Annotated in this window: 19 protein-coding genes and 1 pseudogene; 11 read left to right on the top strand and 9 right to left on the bottom strand. The window is 65.4% G+C overall.

Features of this window, described 5'->3' with window-relative positions; genetic code table 11:
* Window positions 1–113: 113 nt before the first annotated feature.
* The 3 genes from AC07SZ_RS09845 (at window position 114) to AC07SZ_RS09855 (ending at window position 3,221) form a co-directional block, all read left to right on the top strand.
* Window positions 114–1,700, top strand: coding sequence for an FAD-dependent monooxygenase (locus AC07SZ_RS09845; RefSeq protein ID WP_494914079.1), 1,587 nt, complete (start codon window positions 114–116; stop codon window positions 1,698–1,700).
* Between the two features lie 68 nt (window positions 1,701–1,768).
* Entirely contained in the window at window positions 1,769–2,485 is a 717-nt protein-coding gene (locus tag AC07SZ_RS09850) for a hypothetical protein (RefSeq protein ID WP_494914080.1), read from the top strand.
* 88 nt (window positions 2,486–2,573) lie between these two features.
* Window positions 2,574–3,221 carry a glutathione S-transferase family protein gene (locus tag AC07SZ_RS09855; RefSeq protein WP_494914081.1) on the top strand — a complete coding sequence of 216 codons (648 nt, stop codon included), beginning with the start codon at window positions 2,574–2,576 and terminating at the stop codon, window positions 3,219–3,221.
* A 46-nt stretch (window positions 3,222–3,267) separates the two neighbouring features.
* On the opposite strand, the gene AC07SZ_RS09860 is transcribed toward AC07SZ_RS09855, so the two are convergent.
* The gene (locus AC07SZ_RS09860; protein ID WP_056572092.1) at window positions 3,268–3,630 is read right to left on the bottom strand and encodes a hypothetical protein; all 363 of its coding nucleotides are present in this window, start codon (window positions 3,628–3,630) and stop codon (window positions 3,268–3,270) included.
* A gap of 242 nt (window positions 3,631–3,872) precedes the next feature.
* Between AC07SZ_RS09860 and AC07SZ_RS09865 the strand changes: the two genes are divergently transcribed.
* Entirely contained in the window at window positions 3,873–4,313 is a 441-nt protein-coding gene (locus AC07SZ_RS09865; RefSeq protein WP_494914082.1) for a hypothetical protein, read from the top strand.
* Between the two features lie 72 nt (window positions 4,314–4,385).
* On the opposite strand, the gene AC07SZ_RS09870 is transcribed toward AC07SZ_RS09865, so the two are convergent.
* Entirely contained in the window at window positions 4,386–6,008 is a 1,623-nt protein-coding gene (locus tag AC07SZ_RS09870; RefSeq protein ID WP_172372872.1) for an ABC-F family ATP-binding cassette domain-containing protein, read from the bottom strand.
* Between the two features lie 382 nt (window positions 6,009–6,390).
* Here AC07SZ_RS09870 and AC07SZ_RS09875 point away from each other — a divergent pair, with 382 nt between their 5' ends.
* Complete coding sequence (locus tag AC07SZ_RS09875) at window positions 6,391–6,702, top strand: hypothetical protein (RefSeq protein ID WP_494914083.1); 312 nt, start codon at window positions 6,391–6,393, stop codon at window positions 6,700–6,702.
* Between the two features lie 26 nt (window positions 6,703–6,728).
* Window positions 6,729–7,070: a hypothetical protein gene (locus tag AC07SZ_RS09880; protein ID WP_172372870.1), complete on the top strand. Its 342-nt coding sequence runs from the start codon at window positions 6,729–6,731 to the stop codon at window positions 7,068–7,070.
* A gap of 109 nt (window positions 7,071–7,179) precedes the next feature.
* Here AC07SZ_RS09880 and AC07SZ_RS09885 read toward each other — a convergent pair whose 3' ends face one another.
* The 3 genes from AC07SZ_RS09885 to AC07SZ_RS09895 form a co-directional block, all read right to left on the bottom strand.
* The gene (locus AC07SZ_RS09885; RefSeq protein WP_246738960.1) at window positions 7,180–8,283 is read right to left on the bottom strand and encodes a transporter substrate-binding domain-containing protein; all 1,104 of its coding nucleotides are present in this window, start codon (window positions 8,281–8,283) and stop codon (window positions 7,180–7,182) included.
* 186 nt (window positions 8,284–8,469) lie between these two features.
* Window positions 8,470–9,099, bottom strand: coding sequence for an NADPH-dependent F420 reductase (locus tag AC07SZ_RS09890; protein WP_494914084.1), 630 nt, complete (start codon window positions 9,097–9,099; stop codon window positions 8,470–8,472).
* A 25-nt stretch (window positions 9,100–9,124) separates the two neighbouring features.
* Window positions 9,125–9,823 carry an SDR family NAD(P)-dependent oxidoreductase gene (locus tag AC07SZ_RS09895; protein ID WP_494914085.1) on the bottom strand — a complete coding sequence of 233 codons (699 nt, stop codon included), beginning with the start codon at window positions 9,821–9,823 and terminating at the stop codon, window positions 9,125–9,127.
* A gap of 177 nt (window positions 9,824–10,000) precedes the next feature.
* On the opposite strand from AC07SZ_RS09895, the pseudogene AC07SZ_RS09900 reads away from it, so the two are divergent.
* A pseudogene (locus tag AC07SZ_RS09900) lies at window positions 10,001–10,626 on the top strand (glutathione S-transferase family protein).
* A gap of 2 nt (window positions 10,627–10,628) precedes the next feature.
* Here the strand turns inward: AC07SZ_RS09900 and AC07SZ_RS09905 are convergent.
* Complete coding sequence (locus tag AC07SZ_RS09905; RefSeq protein ID WP_056571158.1) at window positions 10,629–11,228, bottom strand: YdeI/OmpD-associated family protein; 600 nt, start codon at window positions 11,226–11,228, stop codon at window positions 10,629–10,631.
* A 195-nt stretch (window positions 11,229–11,423) separates the two neighbouring features.
* Between AC07SZ_RS09905 and AC07SZ_RS09910 the strand changes: the two genes are divergently transcribed.
* The 3 genes from AC07SZ_RS09910 to AC07SZ_RS09920 all read left to right on the top strand — a co-directional run bounded on the left by AC07SZ_RS09910 (window position 11,424) and on the right by AC07SZ_RS09920 (window position 12,851).
* Window positions 11,424–11,768, top strand: coding sequence for a VOC family protein (locus AC07SZ_RS09910; RefSeq protein ID WP_065005370.1), 345 nt, complete (start codon window positions 11,424–11,426; stop codon window positions 11,766–11,768).
* Between the two features lie 73 nt (window positions 11,769–11,841).
* Window positions 11,842–11,997 carry a hypothetical protein gene (locus AC07SZ_RS09915; RefSeq protein WP_494914086.1) on the top strand — a complete coding sequence of 52 codons (156 nt, stop codon included), beginning with the start codon at window positions 11,842–11,844 and terminating at the stop codon, window positions 11,995–11,997.
* Window positions 11,998–12,122: 125 nt separating this feature from the next.
* Window positions 12,123–12,851, top strand: coding sequence for an SDR family oxidoreductase (locus tag AC07SZ_RS09920; protein ID WP_494914087.1), 729 nt, complete (start codon window positions 12,123–12,125; stop codon window positions 12,849–12,851).
* Here the strand turns inward: AC07SZ_RS09920 and AC07SZ_RS09925 are convergent.
* Both AC07SZ_RS09925 and AC07SZ_RS09930 read right to left on the bottom strand, forming a co-directional pair.
* A complete protein-coding gene (locus AC07SZ_RS09925; protein WP_494914088.1) occupies window positions 12,848–13,837 on the bottom strand; it encodes a LysR family transcriptional regulator in 990 nt (329 codons plus the stop codon). The genes AC07SZ_RS09920 and AC07SZ_RS09925 overlap by 4 nt on opposite strands.
* Window positions 13,838–13,853: 16 nt before the next feature.
* Entirely contained in the window at window positions 13,854–14,759 is a 906-nt protein-coding gene (locus AC07SZ_RS09930; RefSeq protein ID WP_056572084.1) for a S1C family serine protease, read from the bottom strand.
* Between the two features lie 383 nt (window positions 14,760–15,142).
* On the opposite strand from AC07SZ_RS09930, the gene yghU reads away from it, so the two are divergent.
* Entirely contained in the window at window positions 15,143–16,009 is an 867-nt protein-coding gene (gene yghU / locus AC07SZ_RS09935) for a glutathione-dependent disulfide-bond oxidoreductase (RefSeq protein WP_056571150.1), read from the top strand.
* A 100-nt stretch (window positions 16,010–16,109) separates the two neighbouring features.
* Here the strand turns inward: yghU and AC07SZ_RS09940 are convergent, their stop codons facing one another.
* Window positions 16,110–16,409, bottom strand: coding sequence for a DUF1236 domain-containing protein (locus AC07SZ_RS09940; protein ID WP_056572083.1), 300 nt, complete (start codon window positions 16,407–16,409; stop codon window positions 16,110–16,112).
* Window positions 16,410–16,623: the final 214 nt, after the last annotated feature.

Genomic DNA, 16,623 nt, shown 5'->3' on the forward strand with positions numbered 1-16,623 from the left:
TGCACGAGATCCCCACGACGAACATCGGACGCTGTTGAGCGTCCAATCGTTCGTCCGTGTGGCTCTCAACCCGAGGAACGCTCCGGTCGAACACATCGACCAAGGAGTAGTTCATGCCCAACCCGATTCCCCATGATGTCGTGCCATATGATGTCTTGATTGCCGGTGCCGGTCCGGTCGGCCTGTTTCTCGCCTGTGAGCTGCGCCTGGCGGGCCTTTCCGTGCTGGTGCTGGAAAAGGCCGAGGATCCGCGCTCGCCGCTGAAGCGGCTGCCCTTCGGCATGCGTGGCCTCTCGGCACCCACCATCGAGGCCTTCCACCGGCGCGGCCTGCTGGACGACATTGGGGCGCCGCCCGCCAAGGATGGCCCCGCCGGCGGCAAAGCGGCCGCCGCGCATTGGATGCAGCAGCCGCGCCGCCCGGGCGGCCATTTCGCCGGCATCCAGTTCTACCTCGATGCCGTCGACACCTCGAAATGGCCCTATCGCCTGCCCGGCCCGGCCGGCACCAGCATGGCGGTCGAGATGGAACATCTGGAAAGCGTCCTTGCCGCGCGCGCGACCGCCATGGGCATCGAGATCAGGCGCGGCCTTGGTGTCGACGGCCTCAGACAGTCGGACGAGGACGTGGCCATCCGCGCCGGCGGCGAGACTTTTCACGCACGCTGGCTCGTCGGTTGCGATGGCGGCCGCAGCACGGTTCGCAAGCTTGGCGGCTTTGCGTTCACCGGCACCGATGCCGAGTTCACCGGCTATTCCGTAGAAGTCGAGCTGGCCGATCCGGACACACTGAGCCTCGGCCGCCACTACACGCCGACGGGCATGTACACCTACGCACGGCCAGGCACGATCGCCATGGTCGAGTTCGACGGCGCCGCTTTCCACCGTACGGAGCCGATCACGCTGGAGCATGTGCAGGCGGTGCTGCGCCGCGTGTCCGGCACGGACGTGACCTTGACGGCGCTGCACCTCGCCACAACCTGGACCGATCGCGCCTACCAGGCGACCGCCTACCGCAACGGCCAGGTGCTGCTTGCCGGCGATGCCGCGCATATCCATTCGCCGCTGGGCGGCCAGGGCCTCAATCTCGGGCTCGGCGATGCGATGAACCTCGGCTGGAAGCTCGCCGCCACCATCCGCGGCGACGCGCCTGCCGGCCTGCTCGACAGCTATTTCGATGAGCGGCATCCGGTGGGGGCGCAGGTTCTCGACTGGTCGCGCGCCCAGGTCGCGCTGATGCGGCCAAGCCGCAGTTCGCGCGCGCTCGAAGCCATCATCCGCGATCTCATCGAAACACGAGATGGCGCGACCTACTTCGCCGAGCGCGTCTGGGGCGTTTCCCTGCGCTACGATCTCGGCGGCAGCCACAGGCTGGTGGGCCGCAGCGCGCCCGATTTCGAGCTGGCCGACGGGACGAGGCTCGGCGAGCGCCTCAGGAGCGGGCAAGGCCTGCTGCTGGACTTCGATGCCCACCCTGCCCTGCAAGCGCTGGCGAACCGCTGGAACGGGCGGATCAGCTATGTCGCCGTGGATGCCATCGAGCGGCTGGGCCTGGGCGCCCTGCTCGTGCGCCCCGATGGCTTCGTCGCCTGGGCTGCTGATGATGCCCCTGACCCTGACCTCGAGCGCGCCGCCCAGGCTGCGTCACGATGGTTTGGCGAAGGCGACCAGGAGCCCACATATGCTGGAGGAACCGTTTGAGCATGGTTTCGGTTGTCTGCTGTGCGAACTGTCGTTCCACAAAGGCCCCTGATGAGCGAACATGAAGCATGGCAGCCAAGAAGCGCGACTCCCTGCGGAAGGTCCTGAGCGGCATCGTCGCGGCGATTGCCGCCGCGCCCGGTCGCACATCCGAGCAAGGCGCGAGCACCGCCAAGGCGTCAGTGGTCGCCGAATGGCCGCTGCCGCCATCGGCAACGCTTGGCTCCTCCTTGCGGCTGAAGGGGATCGAACGCGAAATTCGAGCCCGCCTGCCGTGGGCAGTGAGGACGTTTGCCAAGGCTGATACCGGCCGCATCGTATTGCGCATGTTGAAAACCGACGCGGATGCGTTCCAGGCCGCCTCTGAAACCATATCCAGGACGCTGGAGGGTATCGAATCCCTGCCCGTGCTGCCGCGCGAGGCAGAGGACATTCTCACCATCTCCGCCCGCGAGCGACACAAATGGCTGAAGGACGGTCGCCTGAAGAGCATCGGCACCCGCACCGTCAAGATGCGCGGGCGATCCAAAGCGGTGACCTTCCACGTTTTCGATCCACGCCACATCGAGGACATTCTCGATCGTGACCTGGCCAGCGCCTGGCGGGAGGAAGATGCGCGCGAAGCGTCCGAAAACAGACGGCGCGGCGCCGGCAAGGCCGCCCTGACGCGCGCGGGAAAGCGCGAGCGCAAGGCTCGCAGCGCCAGGACTTCGGGAAAGGAAGGCGCTCCGCAGCCAAAATTGGAAGGCTGGGATACGTTCGAGGCGGAAGGCCTGCTGCGCTAAGAAACAAGGCACTTGTCGGGAACAGCCCCGGTCGTTCGTCCTCTGTGTGCAGCCGCAGACCTGGACACCAACCCTTCGGAGCCTTCCAATGATCCCCACCATCACCGCCTTTGAACGATCGCCCGATGGCGGCAGGGGACTGGCGCGCGATACGCGCGTCCGCTGGGCGCTCGAGGAAGTGGAGCAGCCCTATGAGGTTCGTCTCGTCTCCTTTGCCGGAATGAAGGCGCCTGGCCATCTGGCCATCCATCCCTTCGGCCAGATCCCCACCTATGAGGAAGGATCTCTGTGCCTGTTCGAGACCGGCTCGATCGTCTTTCATCTTGCCGAGCAGCATGCGGGCCTGCTGCCCGGGGATCGCGATGCCCGCGCCCGCGCCATCACCTGGATGTTTGCCGCCCTCAACACCGTCGAGCCGCCGGTCCTCGACTTGACGAACGCCAGGATATTCGAAGCCGACAGGCCCTGGGCTCAGCAGCGCCTGCCGCTGGTGAAAGACCGTGTTCGGGCAATGCTGGACAAGCTCTCGGCCTATCTTAGCGCCGCGGAATGGCTCGATGGTGCGTTCAGCGCCGGCGATCTGTTGATGGTATCGGTGCTGCTGCGCCTCAGAATGTCAGGCATTCTGGACGAATATCAAAACCTTGCCGCCTATGTCGCGCGCGGAGAAGCGCGGCCTGCCTATGCCAGGGCCTTCGCCGCGCAATTTGCGATAAACGCCCCATCAGCCGGCTGACACACCACGGCGCCTTCAGCCTGACCGGTTGCCCAGGCAGGCACGGTTACGGATATTTCGCCTGTGCGGTCGCCGGGCTCGGATCACCCTGCAATTCCTTCGGCAAGGGCAGGCTCGAGCATTGCAGGTGCACGTTGCGGGCGAACAGCTTTCGCTGCTTGTGCTCGGCCTCCGTGGTTGCCGCGATGATGCCCAAGCCGTACGGGCCAAGCGCCACGAATTCCCAGCCCGGGTGCTGCTTTTCGCGAACCGCATAGTCCGCGGCCGCCGCGCGGGCCTGCTGGCATCCCGGCGATGCCCATTTCGGGTCTCGCGGCGAAAGCGACGCGCCATAGTCGACGGGAGAAGTCGCGCATCCAGCCACCGTCGCGGCCAGTGCGGACATTGCAATGCGTATCGCAAGTCTCATGCCGGAAGCCTCTGCTGTTGCCGTTCCGCTTTCCACGGACATTTCCGGCCGCGCCATCACGTATACGCGATGTCCCGCCCCAGCGCTTGCCATAGGCCTCGCTTCATGTCGATCTTCCCACGGCCAGATTCGGGCCGCGTGCCTGGAACCAAATGACCGGCGAGACTGTTCAGTTGTAACTTTGACACAGCGCTGACGCGCCCGGCCGGTTGGGCAAGCGGCGATTTTAAGGAGCTTTCATCATGAAGATTTCGTCCGCATTTCGGTCCGTCGCAATTGCCGCCATCGCCACGGCGGCAGCCAGCGTCGCCAGCGCCGCGCATGCCGACAGCGGCACGATCCGCTTTGCCGTCTACAAGGCCGCCTTCTTCGTCGGCGGCTCCGGCGGCGAAGGCACGTTCACCTTCCACGGCAAGACCTATCCGATCTCGATCGGCGGCGTCTCGGGCGGCCTCGCCTTCGGCGTTTCCAAGACCTATTTCCACGGCACTGTGCGCCACATCAGGCGCGCGCGCGACGTGACGGGGGTCTATGGCGCGGCGGGTGGCGGCGGCACGCTCGGCAAGGGTGCCCAGGTGATCGTCATGACCAATGACAAGGGCGTCCAGCTCGAACTCACCGGCAAGCAGGTCGGGCTGCAGGTCAACGCCGATCTCAGCGGCATGGCCATCTCGCTGCGGTAAGGGCGCTCATTCCGCCCTTTTAACAGCAAGCTGGTTCCAAGGGCGGCGTCGGCTCGACGGCCGCCCTTTTTGTCAGCTTCGCAAGCCCGGTGCTTCCTGCCCGGTGCGCTCGACATATTCCGTATAGCCGCCGCCATAGGTGTGGATGCCTTCGGGCGTCAGTTCCAGCACGCGGTTGGAGAGCGCGGCCAGGAAGTGCCGGTCGTGCGAGACGAACAGCATCGTGCCTTCATATTGCGAGAGCGCCTCGATCAGCATCTGCTTGGTGGTGATATCGAGGTGGTTGGTCGGCTCGTCCAGCACCAGGAGGTTGGGCGGGTCGAACAGCATCAGCGCCATCACCAGCCGCGCCTTCTCGCCGCCCGACAGCACCCGGCATTTCTTCTCGATCTCGTCGCCTGAAAAGCCGAAGCAGCCGGCAAGCGCGCGAAGCGGCGCCTGGCCGGCCTGTGGGAAATTGTCTTCCAGCGTCTGGAACACGGTGCGCTCGCCTTCCAGCAACTCCATGGCGTGCTGGGCGAAATAGCCCATTTTCACGCTCGGTCCCCGCGCCACCGTCCCGGTGTCCGGGTCGGAAGCGCCGGCCACCAGCTTGAGCAGCGTCGACTTGCCGGCACCGTTGACGCCCATGATGCACCAGCGTTCGCGGCGGCGGACCTGGAAGTCGAGCCCCTCATAGATGGTGCGGCTGCCATAGGCCTTGTGAACATTCTTCAAGGTCACGACATCCTCGCCGCAGCGCGGCGCCGGCTGGAATTCGAAATTCACCACCTGGCGGCGCTTGGGCGGCTCGACGCGGTCGATCTTGTCGAGCTTCTTCACCCGGCTCTGCACCTGCGCCGCATGCGAGGCGCGCGCCTTGAAGCGCTCTATGAAGGCGATCTCCTTGGCCAGCATCGCCTGCTGGCGCTCGAACTGCGCCTGCTGCTGCTTGTCGGCGATCGCCCGCTGCTGCTGGTAGAATTCATAGTTGCCGGAGTAAGCGGTCAGCGAACCGGCATCGATCTCGACGATCTTGTTGACGATGCGGTTCATGAACTCGCGGTCGTGCGAGGTCATCAACAGCGCGCCGTCATAGCCCTTGAGGAACTGCTCCAGCCAGATCAGGCTTTCCAAGTCGAGATGGTTGGACGGCTCGTCGAGCAGCATGACGTCGGGCCGCATCAGAAGGATGCGCGCCAGCGCCACGCGCATCTTCCAGCCGCCGGAGAGCTTGCCGACATCGCCGTCCATCATCTCTTGGCTAAAACCGAGGCCATCCAGCACCTCGCGCGCCCGACCGTCGAGCGCATAGCCGTCGAGTTCCTCGAAGCGATGCTGCGCCTCGCCATATTTCTCGATGATCTCGTCCATGCGGTCGGCCTGGTCGGGATCGGCCATGGCGGCCTCGAGTTCCGCCATCTCGGCCGCCACCTCGCTCACCGGGCCGGCGCCGTTCATCACTTCGGCGACAGCGCTGTGGCCCGACATGTCGCCGACATCCTGGCTGAAATAGCCGATGGTGACGCCGCGATCGACCTGCACCTGGCCCTCGTCGGGCTGCTCCTGGCCGGTGATCATCCGAAACAAGGTCGTCTTGCCGGCGCCGTTCGGCCCGACAAGGCCGACCTTCTCGCCCTTCTGCAGCGCGGCCGACGCCTCGATGAAGACGAGCTGACGGCCGTTCTGCTTGCTGATGCTTTCAAGTCTGATCATGCGGTTTCCGGGGAATTGGAACTTGGAGGATTTTCCCGGGCCATACGCGATGGCGCGCGTCAAAGGAAGAGGCGCTACCGCCGCAGCGGGCACGACACTCATCCTTCTCCCCCTGCGGGAGAAGGTGGCCTCGCGAAAGCGAGGTCGGATGAGGGTGCTCCAGCTTGGCGCCGACGGCACTCCGTCACCCACCCCTCAACCGTCTCAGCGCTACGCGCCGATCCACCTTCTCCCACAAGGGGAGAAAGAAAAACCCGTCAGACACACTTCAGAAACAAGATTCAACATCCGGGAAAAACTGAGGAAAACATCATCTGCGATAACCATCCTCGCGGCGGCCGGACAGAGACCGCCACACCAACGCAAAGGGATGGTCCCGACAATGCAACGACGTTCGACCGCATGGATGGGTGCCGTTTCAGGCATTTCACTTGCCATGCTCGCGGTCGCATCGTCGGGCGCGGAGGCGGCGGTTACCCGGAGCGAATATTGCAGCCGGCTCGGCCTCCAACTCGACGGAGCCATCCAGACCAAAGCCGAACCCGGTGCCAGCGTGAGTGAGATCGCGGAGGCAACGGCCCTCAAGGAAAAAGCGAACCGGTTCTGCGCCGAGCGCAAGCAGGCGCAAGGCATCCGGACCTACGCCAACGCCTTGAAGCTGCTGGGCGTGACACCGATCGACCTCAACCAGTGACAGCAACCCTCGAAGGAAAGCCCATCATGAACAAGCCCCTCCTCTCCGCGCTCGGCCTGGCCATCGCTCTCGGTCTGGCAATGCCTGTTGTCGGCACCGCCAACGCGGCGGCCACGACCACCACGACGACGACTGCTCCGGCGACGACGACCGCCCCCGCGACCGCTCCTGCAGTGGAGGCGGCGAAGACGCCGGTCAAGGCGGCCGCGCACAAGCGTCACCGGCACCACAGGAAGCACCACAGGCATGTGCGCAAGCACGCTCACCGGCACGCGGGCAAGAAGCACGGCCACCGGCACGCCGCCAGGAAGCATCACCACATCCGTACCCACAAGAAGCATGGCCACAAGCACGCCAAGGCTGCTTGAGCTGCCCTGACTTCCCCCTGACTTCCTCCCGGGAAAAAGCCGCCACTCGCATGAAGCGGGGGCGGCTTTTTCTTGCGCGTCGGGATGCGCGCGCTGCCCCTTGCATGCGCTATTTCTCGCCCAGATACTGGAAAACGGCCTGCTTCCACCAGTCGCTCTCCATCGTCTGCAGCAGGGCGACATCGAGAGGTTTGCGCAGCGGGCTGCCGAGCGGCAGCGCGATGGCGTATTGCTGCTGGTCGAAGCTCGCGTCGAGAACCTGCAGGTTGGTCGCGTAGTTCTGCCCGACCAGCCAGCCAAGCAGCGGCTTGTCGTGGACCAGCGCATCGATCTTGCCGGCGCGCAGCGTGTCGAGGCCCTGCTCGACCGTGGCGAAGTCCTGATGACGGGTATGGGTCGAATCCAGATAGGACGCCGTCGACGAATTCCGCACGGCGCCGACCCTGACCTTGGCGAGATCGCTTTCGCCCTGCACCATGCCTTCCATCTGCGTCACCGTCAGCACCGATGTGACGCCGGCGGTGAACACCGCGATCGCGATGATAGAGCCCATCATCCAGATCGCGGCGAGCACACGTCCCGGCACGGTCCGCGGCCCGAAATCGCCGGTGCTGGCCTGTGTCGCGGCGATGGTCGACCACCACATGCTGGAAAACAGGCCCCTGGCGACGCCGCCGCCGAAATCATCATTGTGGCGGCGTTCGAACATCCAGATCAGCACGCCGACCACCACCGATATGACGATCAGCCCCAGCACCGCCTGCAGGAATCCGAACGAGGTCAGCGCGCGCAACACCGGCCGCCAGGAGGGCTGGCTGTTGAGCGGCGTGGCGATGCCGAGCCCGGTCGAGAAAAAGGGCTGCGTGAAATCGACGACCTTTTCGCGGTCGGCGGTGACCGTGATCGCGGCCATCGCCGCATCGAACTTGCCGCTGACGACGCCGTCGATCTGGTCCTGCACGCTTGGCACTTCGACATAGCGGAAGCGAAGGTTGAGCCGCCCGGCTATTTTCTGCCAGAGATCGATGCTCAACCCCGACCAGGTGCCGTCCTGCAGCTTGAAGGCGAAGGGCGGCGCGGCCTTGATCCCGACCGCTATCTCCTTGGCGGACAGGGACGAGGACTGATCGGTCTGCGCGGTGGCGCCGGTTGCGGCACACGCGACGGCGGCGACGAGGAACAACGTCATCGCCCACGAAGCAAATCTTCTCAACGGCAAGGACTCCGCGACCGGTTCCGCCGCGCGATCGTCGCGGCGTTCGAAAAGGTAGCGGTCATGCAGCCCTTCGTCCACCCGCGATGTTGGCGCCAACCAGGAAGCGAGGCACGGCAGCCCCGCGCCGATTGAAGCAAAAACAGGCAGTTAGCGCGATTTCGCGATTCACCTGTTGAACCGTCATCAGGCAATGCCGAGTGCGGCCCGAACCTGCGGACCGCTCATGCCGCTGTCGAAGACGACAGTACCGGGATCGAAGCGGCGGGCCTGCGACAGCGGTCCGGCCACGACCGGATCGAAGCCGGCATCGCCCACCAGCCGCGCCGTGGTGGCAACGGCCCCGGCATCATCTCCGGCGAGCGGAATGCCGATCCTGTCGCCGGCGCGATGCGCCTGCGATCGCAGCGTCGTCCACATGACGGTGCTGAAGACGCGAACAAGCCGCGCGCGCGGCACGAGCGGCGTCACGGCAAGAGCCACGCCGTCCTCGCGGGCAAGCGCGGCGTCGCCGAAGGCGCCGTCGCGCGGCGGATCCGGCACGGTGGCGTCGAGCAGCACCTTGTCGCCGAGTGCCGCCTCGATCTCGGCCGCGACATCGGGCCATGCCCGAAACGGAATGGCGGCCAGCACGGCGTCCGCGCCGGTGACGGCGTCAAGGACCGGTCCGGCGGTGGCGCTGCCGCCGAATTCGCCAAGCATCTTGCGCAGCCTTTCGGGATGCCTGACGCCGAAGGCCACGCTGTGTCCGGCCTCGACCCACAGCCGTCCGAGCGTGCCGCCGATCATGCCGGCGCCCAGAATTCCTATTCTCATCGTCGCCTCCTGTCTGAAATCGCCCTCACCACGGCAGTCTTTTGCCGTCGCGGAAGAAACCGCCGGTCGGGCCATCATCGGGCAGGATCGCGGCCCAGACGATTCCGGCCGCGCCTTGCGCTACCGGACGACCGCCCGGCCCGCCCATATCGGTGGCGACCCAACCAGGGCAGATGGCATTGACCAGCACGCCGGAGCCACGCAGTTCAGCCGCCAGCACGCGGGTCAGCGCATTGAGCGCCGCCTTCGATGTCGAATAGGCCGGCGCCCCTGCCCCCATCGAGGCCAGCGAACCGCCTTCGGACGACACATTGACCAGCCGGCCATGACCGCCCGCCCCAAGCAGCGGCGCGAAGGCGGCCGCCACCCGCCAGGCGCCGAAGACATTGGTCTCGAACGCCTCGCGGATCACAGTCCAGTCGGGCCGCAAGGCGCGCGAGCCGGTGTCGTAGTGGATGGCGGCATTGTTGATCAGCACGTCGAGCCGGCCGAAGCGGCGTTCGACATCCATGGCGGCCCGCATTGCGGCCTCTGGCGCAGCGACATCGAGCGCGATGGCCTGCGCATCGCCATCGATCTCTGTCGCCGCCGCCTCGCCCTTGGCGAGATCGCGCACGCCGAGCAGCACGATGAAGCCGAGTTCCGCCAGTTGGCGGCCGGTCTCCAGCCCGAGGCCGCGATTGGCGCCAGTGACGAGGGCGACTTTGCCGTGATGTGCGTTCATCGGGGGAAAGCCTCTGCTGTCGATCGTCTCGGGGAAAGATGGCATGGCCGACATTGATTTATTAGATGGTGGAGATCGCAGTCATTGTGCGGTCGGATGCATGAATTGATTGCGCGGGAATCGGGTGTCGGCCGGCATCGCGCCATGCGATCGTTGATCCGTCACGAGGACCCGGCCATGCTCACGCTTCACGATTATCTGCCATCGCAAAATGGCTGGAAAGTCAGGGTTCTGCTCGGGCTGCTGAAGATCCCTCACAACACGCGCATCGTCTCGATTTTCGAGAGCGAAAGCCACACCGATGCTTTTCCTGTCGCTCAACCCGGCCGGCGCGGTTCCCGTGCTTGAGCTCGAGGACGGCAGCGCCATCGCCGAATCCAACGCGATCCTACCTCGCCGAAGGCACCCCCTTGCTGCCTTCGGATCGCTATCAACGCGCCAAGATCATGCAGTGGCTGTTTTTCGAGCAATACAATGTCGAGCCCGTCATCGGCTCGCTGCGTTTCTGGACCTTGACCGGGCGGCTCGAGCGCAACCAGGCCATGGTTGCCGGCAAGCGCGAGGCAGGCGCGCGCACCCTCGCCGCCCTGAACCGCGGCCTTGGCGAGACGCCATTCCTCACCGGAAACGACCTCACCATCGCCGACATCGCTATCTATGCCTACAGCCACCGCGCGGAGGATTGCGGGTTTTCTCTTGCGGACTACCCGGCATTCCTCGCCTGGACCGACCGCGTGCGCGACGCCATCGGTCCCGGCTTCCCCGTCCACCCCTACGGCATCGATCCGCACGCGGGCGCCTGAGCCTATTTCTTCCCCTGCGGATGGATCGTCTCGCCGCGCTTCAGCATCTCGACAAACGTCTCAATCTTCTTCCGGCGTCCCGCCTCGGTCTTCATGTTGTGGGTGCGGAAGGCGAGCGAGAAGCGGTTCTGCGCGCTGAGTTTTTCCAGCATCGCCTTCGCAGCCGGCTCGGCATCGATTGCCGCTTGCAGATCGTCGGGGATTTTCATCTCCTTGCCGCTGCCATAGGCGCGCGCCCAGCGCCCGTCGGCCTTGGCGGCCTCGACCTGGCTCAGCCCATGCCCGGTCATGCGGCCCTCCTCGACCAGCCGCGCGACATTGTCGATGTTGATCTTGCTCCAGATGCTCTTCCTGCCGCGCGGCGTGTAGCGCTGCAGGAAACTGTTCTCGTCCAGCCCCTTGCGCACGGCGTCGATCCAGCCGAAGCACAGCACGACGTCGATGGCCTCCTTGGGCGTGATCGACTTCAGCCCCGAGCCGACCTTGTGCATCTTGATCCACACTTCGGTTTCCGTGGCGTGGTGCTGGCCGAGCCAGGCGTGGAAACTGGCCGCGTCGGGGAATTCCCGGACCTTGGCGGGATCGACCTTGACCGGCGCCATCAGCCAGCCCGCCGGTTCGGTATCATTGTCGCTGGCGCCACTTTCATATTGCCTCCGTCATGGTGCGATTGCCCGCATCATGGCGCAGTCCACTGTCAGTTTTAGGCAGCAGTGGGGCACGCCGACGCGAAGCAACGGAACGGCCCATCCATCGCCGCGTTGCGGCTTCAGTGCAACCGCCCGATGGAGGTCCCGATGGCGATAGAGACCATTTTCGCCCATGTCAGCTGTTCCGATCTCGAAGCGAGCATCGGCTGGTACGAAAAGCTCTTCGGCAAGCCGCCGCTGCGCCGGCCGATGCCGGGGCTGGCCGAATGGCACTTCACCGAGAGCGCCGAGCTGCAGCTGTTCGAGGACAAGGACAAGGCCGGCACCTCGACGTTGACGCTCGGCGTCCTGCCCCTGGCACCCGAACGGCAGCGGCTGGTGGCGGCCGGCCTCCAACCCGGCCCGATCGAGGAGGCCGACCATTTCTGGATCATGCGCATGCGCGATCCAGACGGGAACCTGGTGGTGTTCGCGAGCGCGGAACGCGAGTAGGAGAGCCAAACGGCTCGCGCGGGACGGCATTTCGCCAGCACAAGCAGGCGATTAACCGGCAGCCTCGAAGACTATGGCTATCTCGTCCGCTCCGACGGCGAAGGCGGCCACCGCTTTCTGGAAGATGGTCGACATATTGCGCGACATCGAGGAAGAGTGGCGCACCGGGCCGGAGCGCCTCGCCCAGTTGAAGGCGCTGCTGTTCGCCGTCTGGGACAGCCCGCGTTGAACGAGACGTCCCTCTGCCCGGCATCATCGGCATTTCCGATGGCGCCATCGGTTTCTTCCGTTTCCCTTGGCCCGCGCCGAACTGCCAATCCCTGCCTGTGTCCAATCCAGCAAAGGCAGAGCGAAATGAGCATTTCGAACCAGAAGATCCTGATCGTCGGCGGCGGTTCCGGCATGGGCCTGGCGCTGGCCCGGCGTTGCGTCGAGGCCGGTGCGACGGTCACCATCGCCGGACGTGGTGAGCGGAGGCTGCAACAGGCGCGCGAAGCGCTTGGCAACCCAACGAACCTCGATGTGTCCGTGGTCGACATCGCCCGGGAAGACCAGGTCGCCGATCTCTTCGCGCGCATCGGCGGGCTCGACCACATTGTCAGCACGGCGGCCGACATTCAGGGCGCCTACAGGTTGCTGCCGGAACTTGACCTCAAGGCGGCGCAACGCGTGGTCGAGAGCAAGGTCTATGGCCCATTGCTGCTCGCCAAGCACGGCGCGCCACGGCTGGCCGGAGCCGGCTCGATGAGCTTCGTTTCCGGCATCGCTGCCTACCGGCCGGCGGCGCGCGGCTCGGTCGTCGCCGCGGTCAACGCCGCGCTCGAAGGGTTGGTGCGGGCGCTTGCCGTCGAACTCGCGCCGATCCGCGTCAACGCCGTTTCGCCCGGCTGGGTCGATACCGAGATCTGGGCGCAGGTCGCCGGCGACCGCAAGGCCGAGACGCTTGCCGCGATGGCCGAGCGGCTGCCCGTCGGCAGGGTCGGCCGACCGGACGACATCGCCGACGCCATCGTATTCCTGATCGGCAATGGCTTTACCACCGGAACGACGCTGCATGTCGAGGGCGGGCACCGGCTGGTTTAGCTGGCGGCGCCCGTCGTCAGGGAATTGTTTGGAAACAAGACCTTGGATCCATCGGCCGATTCAAGACCTGAACGAGCCCCGGAGCGTTCTGGCGCCAGCATGTCGCGCGCCGCGGCGAGCAATTGCCCGAGCGCCGGCGGCTGGACGCGCCGGCGCCGCCAGATCATCGCCAGCGGCGCCGCCCGCATCCGGCCGAGCCATGGCAGTTCGACAAGATCGCCACGCGCAAGCGCGTCGCTGACGGCAAGGCGTGGAACGAGGCCCAGGCCGGTGCCGGCCGCCACCAGCCGGACGATGGCGCCGATGCTGCCGACTTCGGCGGCAAACCTCGGTGCCGCCATGCCCGCCTCGGCGAAAGCAGTGTCGACCATATGACGGTAGACGCACCCAGGCTCCGTCGCCACGAAACGCAGCGCGGCAAGGTCTTGCAGCGCGCATGGCGCGGTGGCCTGCCCCGGAGCCGCGACCAGCACCAGCGGTTCGGCCCCGATCGTGCGGCTGGCCAGGCGTTCATCGGCGGCAGCGCCCCCGCCGTCGCGACGCTCGAAGCAAAAGGCGACATCGATATCGCCGTCCTCCAGCAGGTGCCGCAGCGTGCCGCTGTCGGCCACCTTCATCCGCACGGTGATCTCGGGATGGCTGGCCTGGAACCCCGGCAGCCAGGGCGCCAGACGGGCCGAGGCGATCGTTTCCAGCGCGCCGATGGTCAGCGCCCCGCTTGTCTGCCCGGCGGCCAGCAGCACCGCCGCGCGCGCCTCGCCGTCGAGCCGCAGCAGTTCCTCGGCGATCGGCTTCAGCGCCAGTCCCGCCGGCGTCAGGTCCAGGCCCGACTTCGAGCGCGTGAACAAGGCAGCGCCAAGCTCGGCCTCGAGGGTCTGGATCTGATCGCTGACACTCGATTGCGCGAGATGAACCGCCTCGGCCGCGCGCGTGATGTTGCGGCCGCGCGCCACCGCGAGAAAGGTCCTGAGCAGTCTTGGATGCATCGCCCGGCCGACGCGCCTACTGCAACTGCGGCTTCTTCAAAAAACTGCCCCGGTCCGCGGATTTGACGCGCAGCCAGGTCTCGCGGCCGTCGCGCACCACGCGCATCGGGATTTCGGCACCGGCCGAGCCGCTGTCCCATAGCTTGCGATAGAAATCGGCGAGCCCATCGACGGCGCCGTCGCGGACCTCGGAGATGACGTCGCCCTGGCGCAGGCCGGCTTTTGCCGCCGGGCCGCCCTCGGTCACGCTCATCACCACCACCTTGCCGTCGCTTTCGGCCGACAGGGCGCCAAGCCATGGACGTGGCGGCCTGGCCACCTGTCCGCGCGTCAGCAGATCGTCGAGGATCGGCGGCAACAGATCGATCGGCACCACCATGTTGATATCGGCGACCTCGCCGGCGCGGCTCATCTGCAGGCGCAGCGAGCCGATGCCGAGCAGTGCGCCATCGGCGCCGAACAGCGGCGCGCCGCCCCAGGACGGATGCGCGGGCGCGATGAAGATCGCCTCATCGAGCAGATACTCCCAGTAGCCGGCGAATTCCTGCTTGGTGACGATCTTGGCCTCGACCGCCCGGCCGATGCCGTCGGCAAGCACCACCGCGTCGCCGATCCTTGCCTTGCCGGCATCGCCCAGCGGCACGGCCGGCAGGCCGGTCGGCGCCAGCGCCTGGACCAGGCCGAAGCCCGATTCCTGGTCATAGGCCAGCGCGTGCGCCGGGATGACACGGCCGTCATGCGCGGTCAGCCAGACCTCCTCGGCCTCGGTGATGAGATAGCCGATGGTCAGCACCAGCCCGTCATCCCTGATGACGACGCCGCTGCCCTCCCTGAGCGTGCCCAGCGCGCCGGCCGTGAAGGCATCGTCCGGAACGGTGGCGCGCACGGCAACGACGGAGCGCGGATTGGGATTGATGGCCATGATTTTGTCCTGCGATGCAAATGCCTTGGCGGCTTCGTCTATAGGTATGCGCTGGGGGAGATCGCGCAAGGGTAGAGGGTTCAATTGTAGAAGTCGGCGCCGCCCCTCATCCGCCTGCCGGCACCTTCTCCCCGTATAGTGACGGGGAGAAGGGAAAGCCGCGCTGGCCTCGGCGCTCTTCTTGCGACATTGGTGATTGGCGAAAGAGCCAATGAGAGCGTCTTTTCCCCGTCACTGTACGGGGAGAAATGTCCGGTGGGACAATGAGGGGCAGCGCTGACATTGACAATAGTTCAACGCAAGTTGAACTTCCCGCCCTGCAGCCCTAGCTGTAGATGGATCTGCGCAATCCTTTCTTCCCTCCCCCACCATTCGAGGCCGACATGACAGAGTACACCCCGCCGAAAGTATGGACCTGGAACAAGGCAAATGGCGGCGCCTTTGCCAGCATCAACCGGCCGATCGCCGGGCCGACGCATGACAAGGAATTGCCCGTCGGCAAGCACCCGCTGCAGCTGTACTCGCTGGCGACGCCGAACGGCGTCAAGGTGACCGTCATGCTGGAGGAGCTGCTGGCGCTTGGCCACAAGGGCGCCGAATACGATGCCTGGCTCATCAGGATCAACGATGGCGACCAGTTCGGCAGCGGCTTTGTCGAGGTCAACCCCAACTCCAAGATCCCGGCTCTGATGGACCGCAGCGGCGCCACGCCGGTGCGCATCTTCGAATCCGGATCGATCCTGGTCTATCTCGCCGAAAAGTTCGGCGAATTCCTGCCCACAGAGCAGCCGGCGCGCGCCGAAGTCTTGTCCTGGCTGTTCTGGCAGATGGGCTCGGCGCCGTATCTTGGCGGCGGCTTCGGCCACTTCTACGCCTATGCGCCGCAGAAATTCGAATATGCCATCGACCGTTTCTCGATGGAGGTGAAGCGGCAGATGGACGTGCTCGACCGCCGGCTGGCCGAGACCGAATATCTCGGCGGCAAGGATTACTCTATCGCCGACATGGCGGTGTGGCCCTGGTATGGCGGGCTGGCGCTTGGCCGCATGTACAATGATTCCGGCGAGTTCCTGTCGGTGCAGGACTACAGCCATGTGCAGCGCTGGGCGAAGGCGATCGATGCCCGCCCCGCGGTCAAGCGCGGCCGCATGGTCAACCGCGCCTTCGGCGAGCCGGCCCTGCAGCTGCACGAGCGCCACGACGCCGGCGACTTCGACACCAAGACGCAGGATAAGCTGGCCGCCGAATAGACGGCGGCAAGGGCCACTTCACAAGAAAGCCCGCCACGAACCGTGGCGGGCTTTTCCCAAGGCTGGACTGGTGTCGCACCCACTATGGCCGAGCCATGGATCAGTGCAGCACTTCGACGATCTGACGCGTATCGGGATCGACCAGGACAGTCTGGTCGTTGATCACGGCGACGCGGTACTTGACATTCGGCACCTCGCGCAACTCGACCTTGTCCGGCACCGCGGAGCCGAGCTTGAGCTCGACGCCGAGCAGATTCACCGACGCCAGCGGCTGCTTCTTGACGTATTCGCGAACCACCGTCTCCTGCTCGGGTTGGACGACGATTGTGTCCGCCATGGCCACACCCATGCCGCCCATCAGGACGATCGCGGCTGCCGCACTCGAAAGATAATGTTTCATGGTAACCTCCATTGTATATGTCCAATTGCCACCCGGAAGGAAAACTCGGCCGGCACCATGAGGTTCCATCGCGCTTTGTGGAATAAATGCGGCACGCCCAACAAAGACAATCTTGGTTGATTTTACGCATGAGCGGTATCGCTCGGATTATGACGCAATAACTGGAAATTAATTCTCAAATTTAATGAAATCAATCAAAGATACACTTTGTCCG

It is taken from the genome of Mesorhizobium sp. GW821-FHT07A06, from assembly GCF_059419085.1.

Bases quoted from the DNA above. Each gene is read 5' to 3' on its own strand.
- AC07SZ_RS09930 (WP_056572084.1), bottom strand. From the start codon at position 14,759: ATGGCCATCAATCCCAATCCGCGCTCCGTCGTTGCCGTGCGCGCCACC.
- AC07SZ_RS09870 (WP_172372872.1), bottom strand. From the start codon at position 6,008: ATGATCAGACTTGAAAGCATCAGCAAGCAGAACGGCCGTCAGCTCGTC.
- AC07SZ_RS09880 (WP_172372870.1), top strand. From the start codon at position 6,729: ATGAACAAGCCCCTCCTCTCCGCGCTCGGCCTGGCCATCGCTCTCGGT.
- AC07SZ_RS09920 (WP_494914087.1), top strand. From the start codon at position 12,123: ATGAGCATTTCGAACCAGAAGATCCTGATCGTCGGCGGCGGTTCCGGC.
- AC07SZ_RS09895 (WP_494914085.1), bottom strand. From the start codon at position 9,823: ATGAACGCACATCACGGCAAAGTCGCCCTCGTCACTGGCGCCAATCGC.
- AC07SZ_RS09925 (WP_494914088.1), bottom strand. From the start codon at position 13,837: ATGCATCCAAGACTGCTCAGGACCTTTCTCGCGGTGGCGCGCGGCCGC.
- yghU (WP_056571150.1), top strand. From the start codon at position 15,143: ATGACAGAGTACACCCCGCCGAAAGTATGGACCTGGAACAAGGCAAAT.
- AC07SZ_RS09850 (WP_494914080.1), top strand. From the start codon at position 1,769: ATGGCAGCCAAGAAGCGCGACTCCCTGCGGAAGGTCCTGAGCGGCATC.
- AC07SZ_RS09890 (WP_494914084.1), bottom strand. From the start codon at position 9,099: ATGAGAATAGGAATTCTGGGCGCCGGCATGATCGGCGGCACGCTCGGA.
- AC07SZ_RS09905 (WP_056571158.1), bottom strand. From the start codon at position 11,228: ATGGCGCCGGTCAAGGTCGATCCCGCCAAGGTCCGGGAATTCCCCGAC.
- AC07SZ_RS09865 (WP_494914082.1), top strand. From the start codon at position 3,873: ATGAAGATTTCGTCCGCATTTCGGTCCGTCGCAATTGCCGCCATCGCC.
- AC07SZ_RS09910 (WP_065005370.1), top strand. From the start codon at position 11,424: ATGGCGATAGAGACCATTTTCGCCCATGTCAGCTGTTCCGATCTCGAA.
- AC07SZ_RS09875 (WP_494914083.1), top strand. From the start codon at position 6,391: ATGCAACGACGTTCGACCGCATGGATGGGTGCCGTTTCAGGCATTTCA.
- AC07SZ_RS09915 (WP_494914086.1), top strand. From the start codon at position 11,842: ATGGCTATCTCGTCCGCTCCGACGGCGAAGGCGGCCACCGCTTTCTGG.
- AC07SZ_RS09855 (WP_494914081.1), top strand. From the start codon at position 2,574: ATGATCCCCACCATCACCGCCTTTGAACGATCGCCCGATGGCGGCAGG.
- AC07SZ_RS09860 (WP_056572092.1), bottom strand. From the start codon at position 3,630: ATGAGACTTGCGATACGCATTGCAATGTCCGCACTGGCCGCGACGGTG.
- AC07SZ_RS09845 (WP_494914079.1), top strand. From the start codon at position 114: ATGCCCAACCCGATTCCCCATGATGTCGTGCCATATGATGTCTTGATT.
- AC07SZ_RS09940 (WP_056572083.1), bottom strand. From the start codon at position 16,409: ATGAAACATTATCTTTCGAGTGCGGCAGCCGCGATCGTCCTGATGGGC.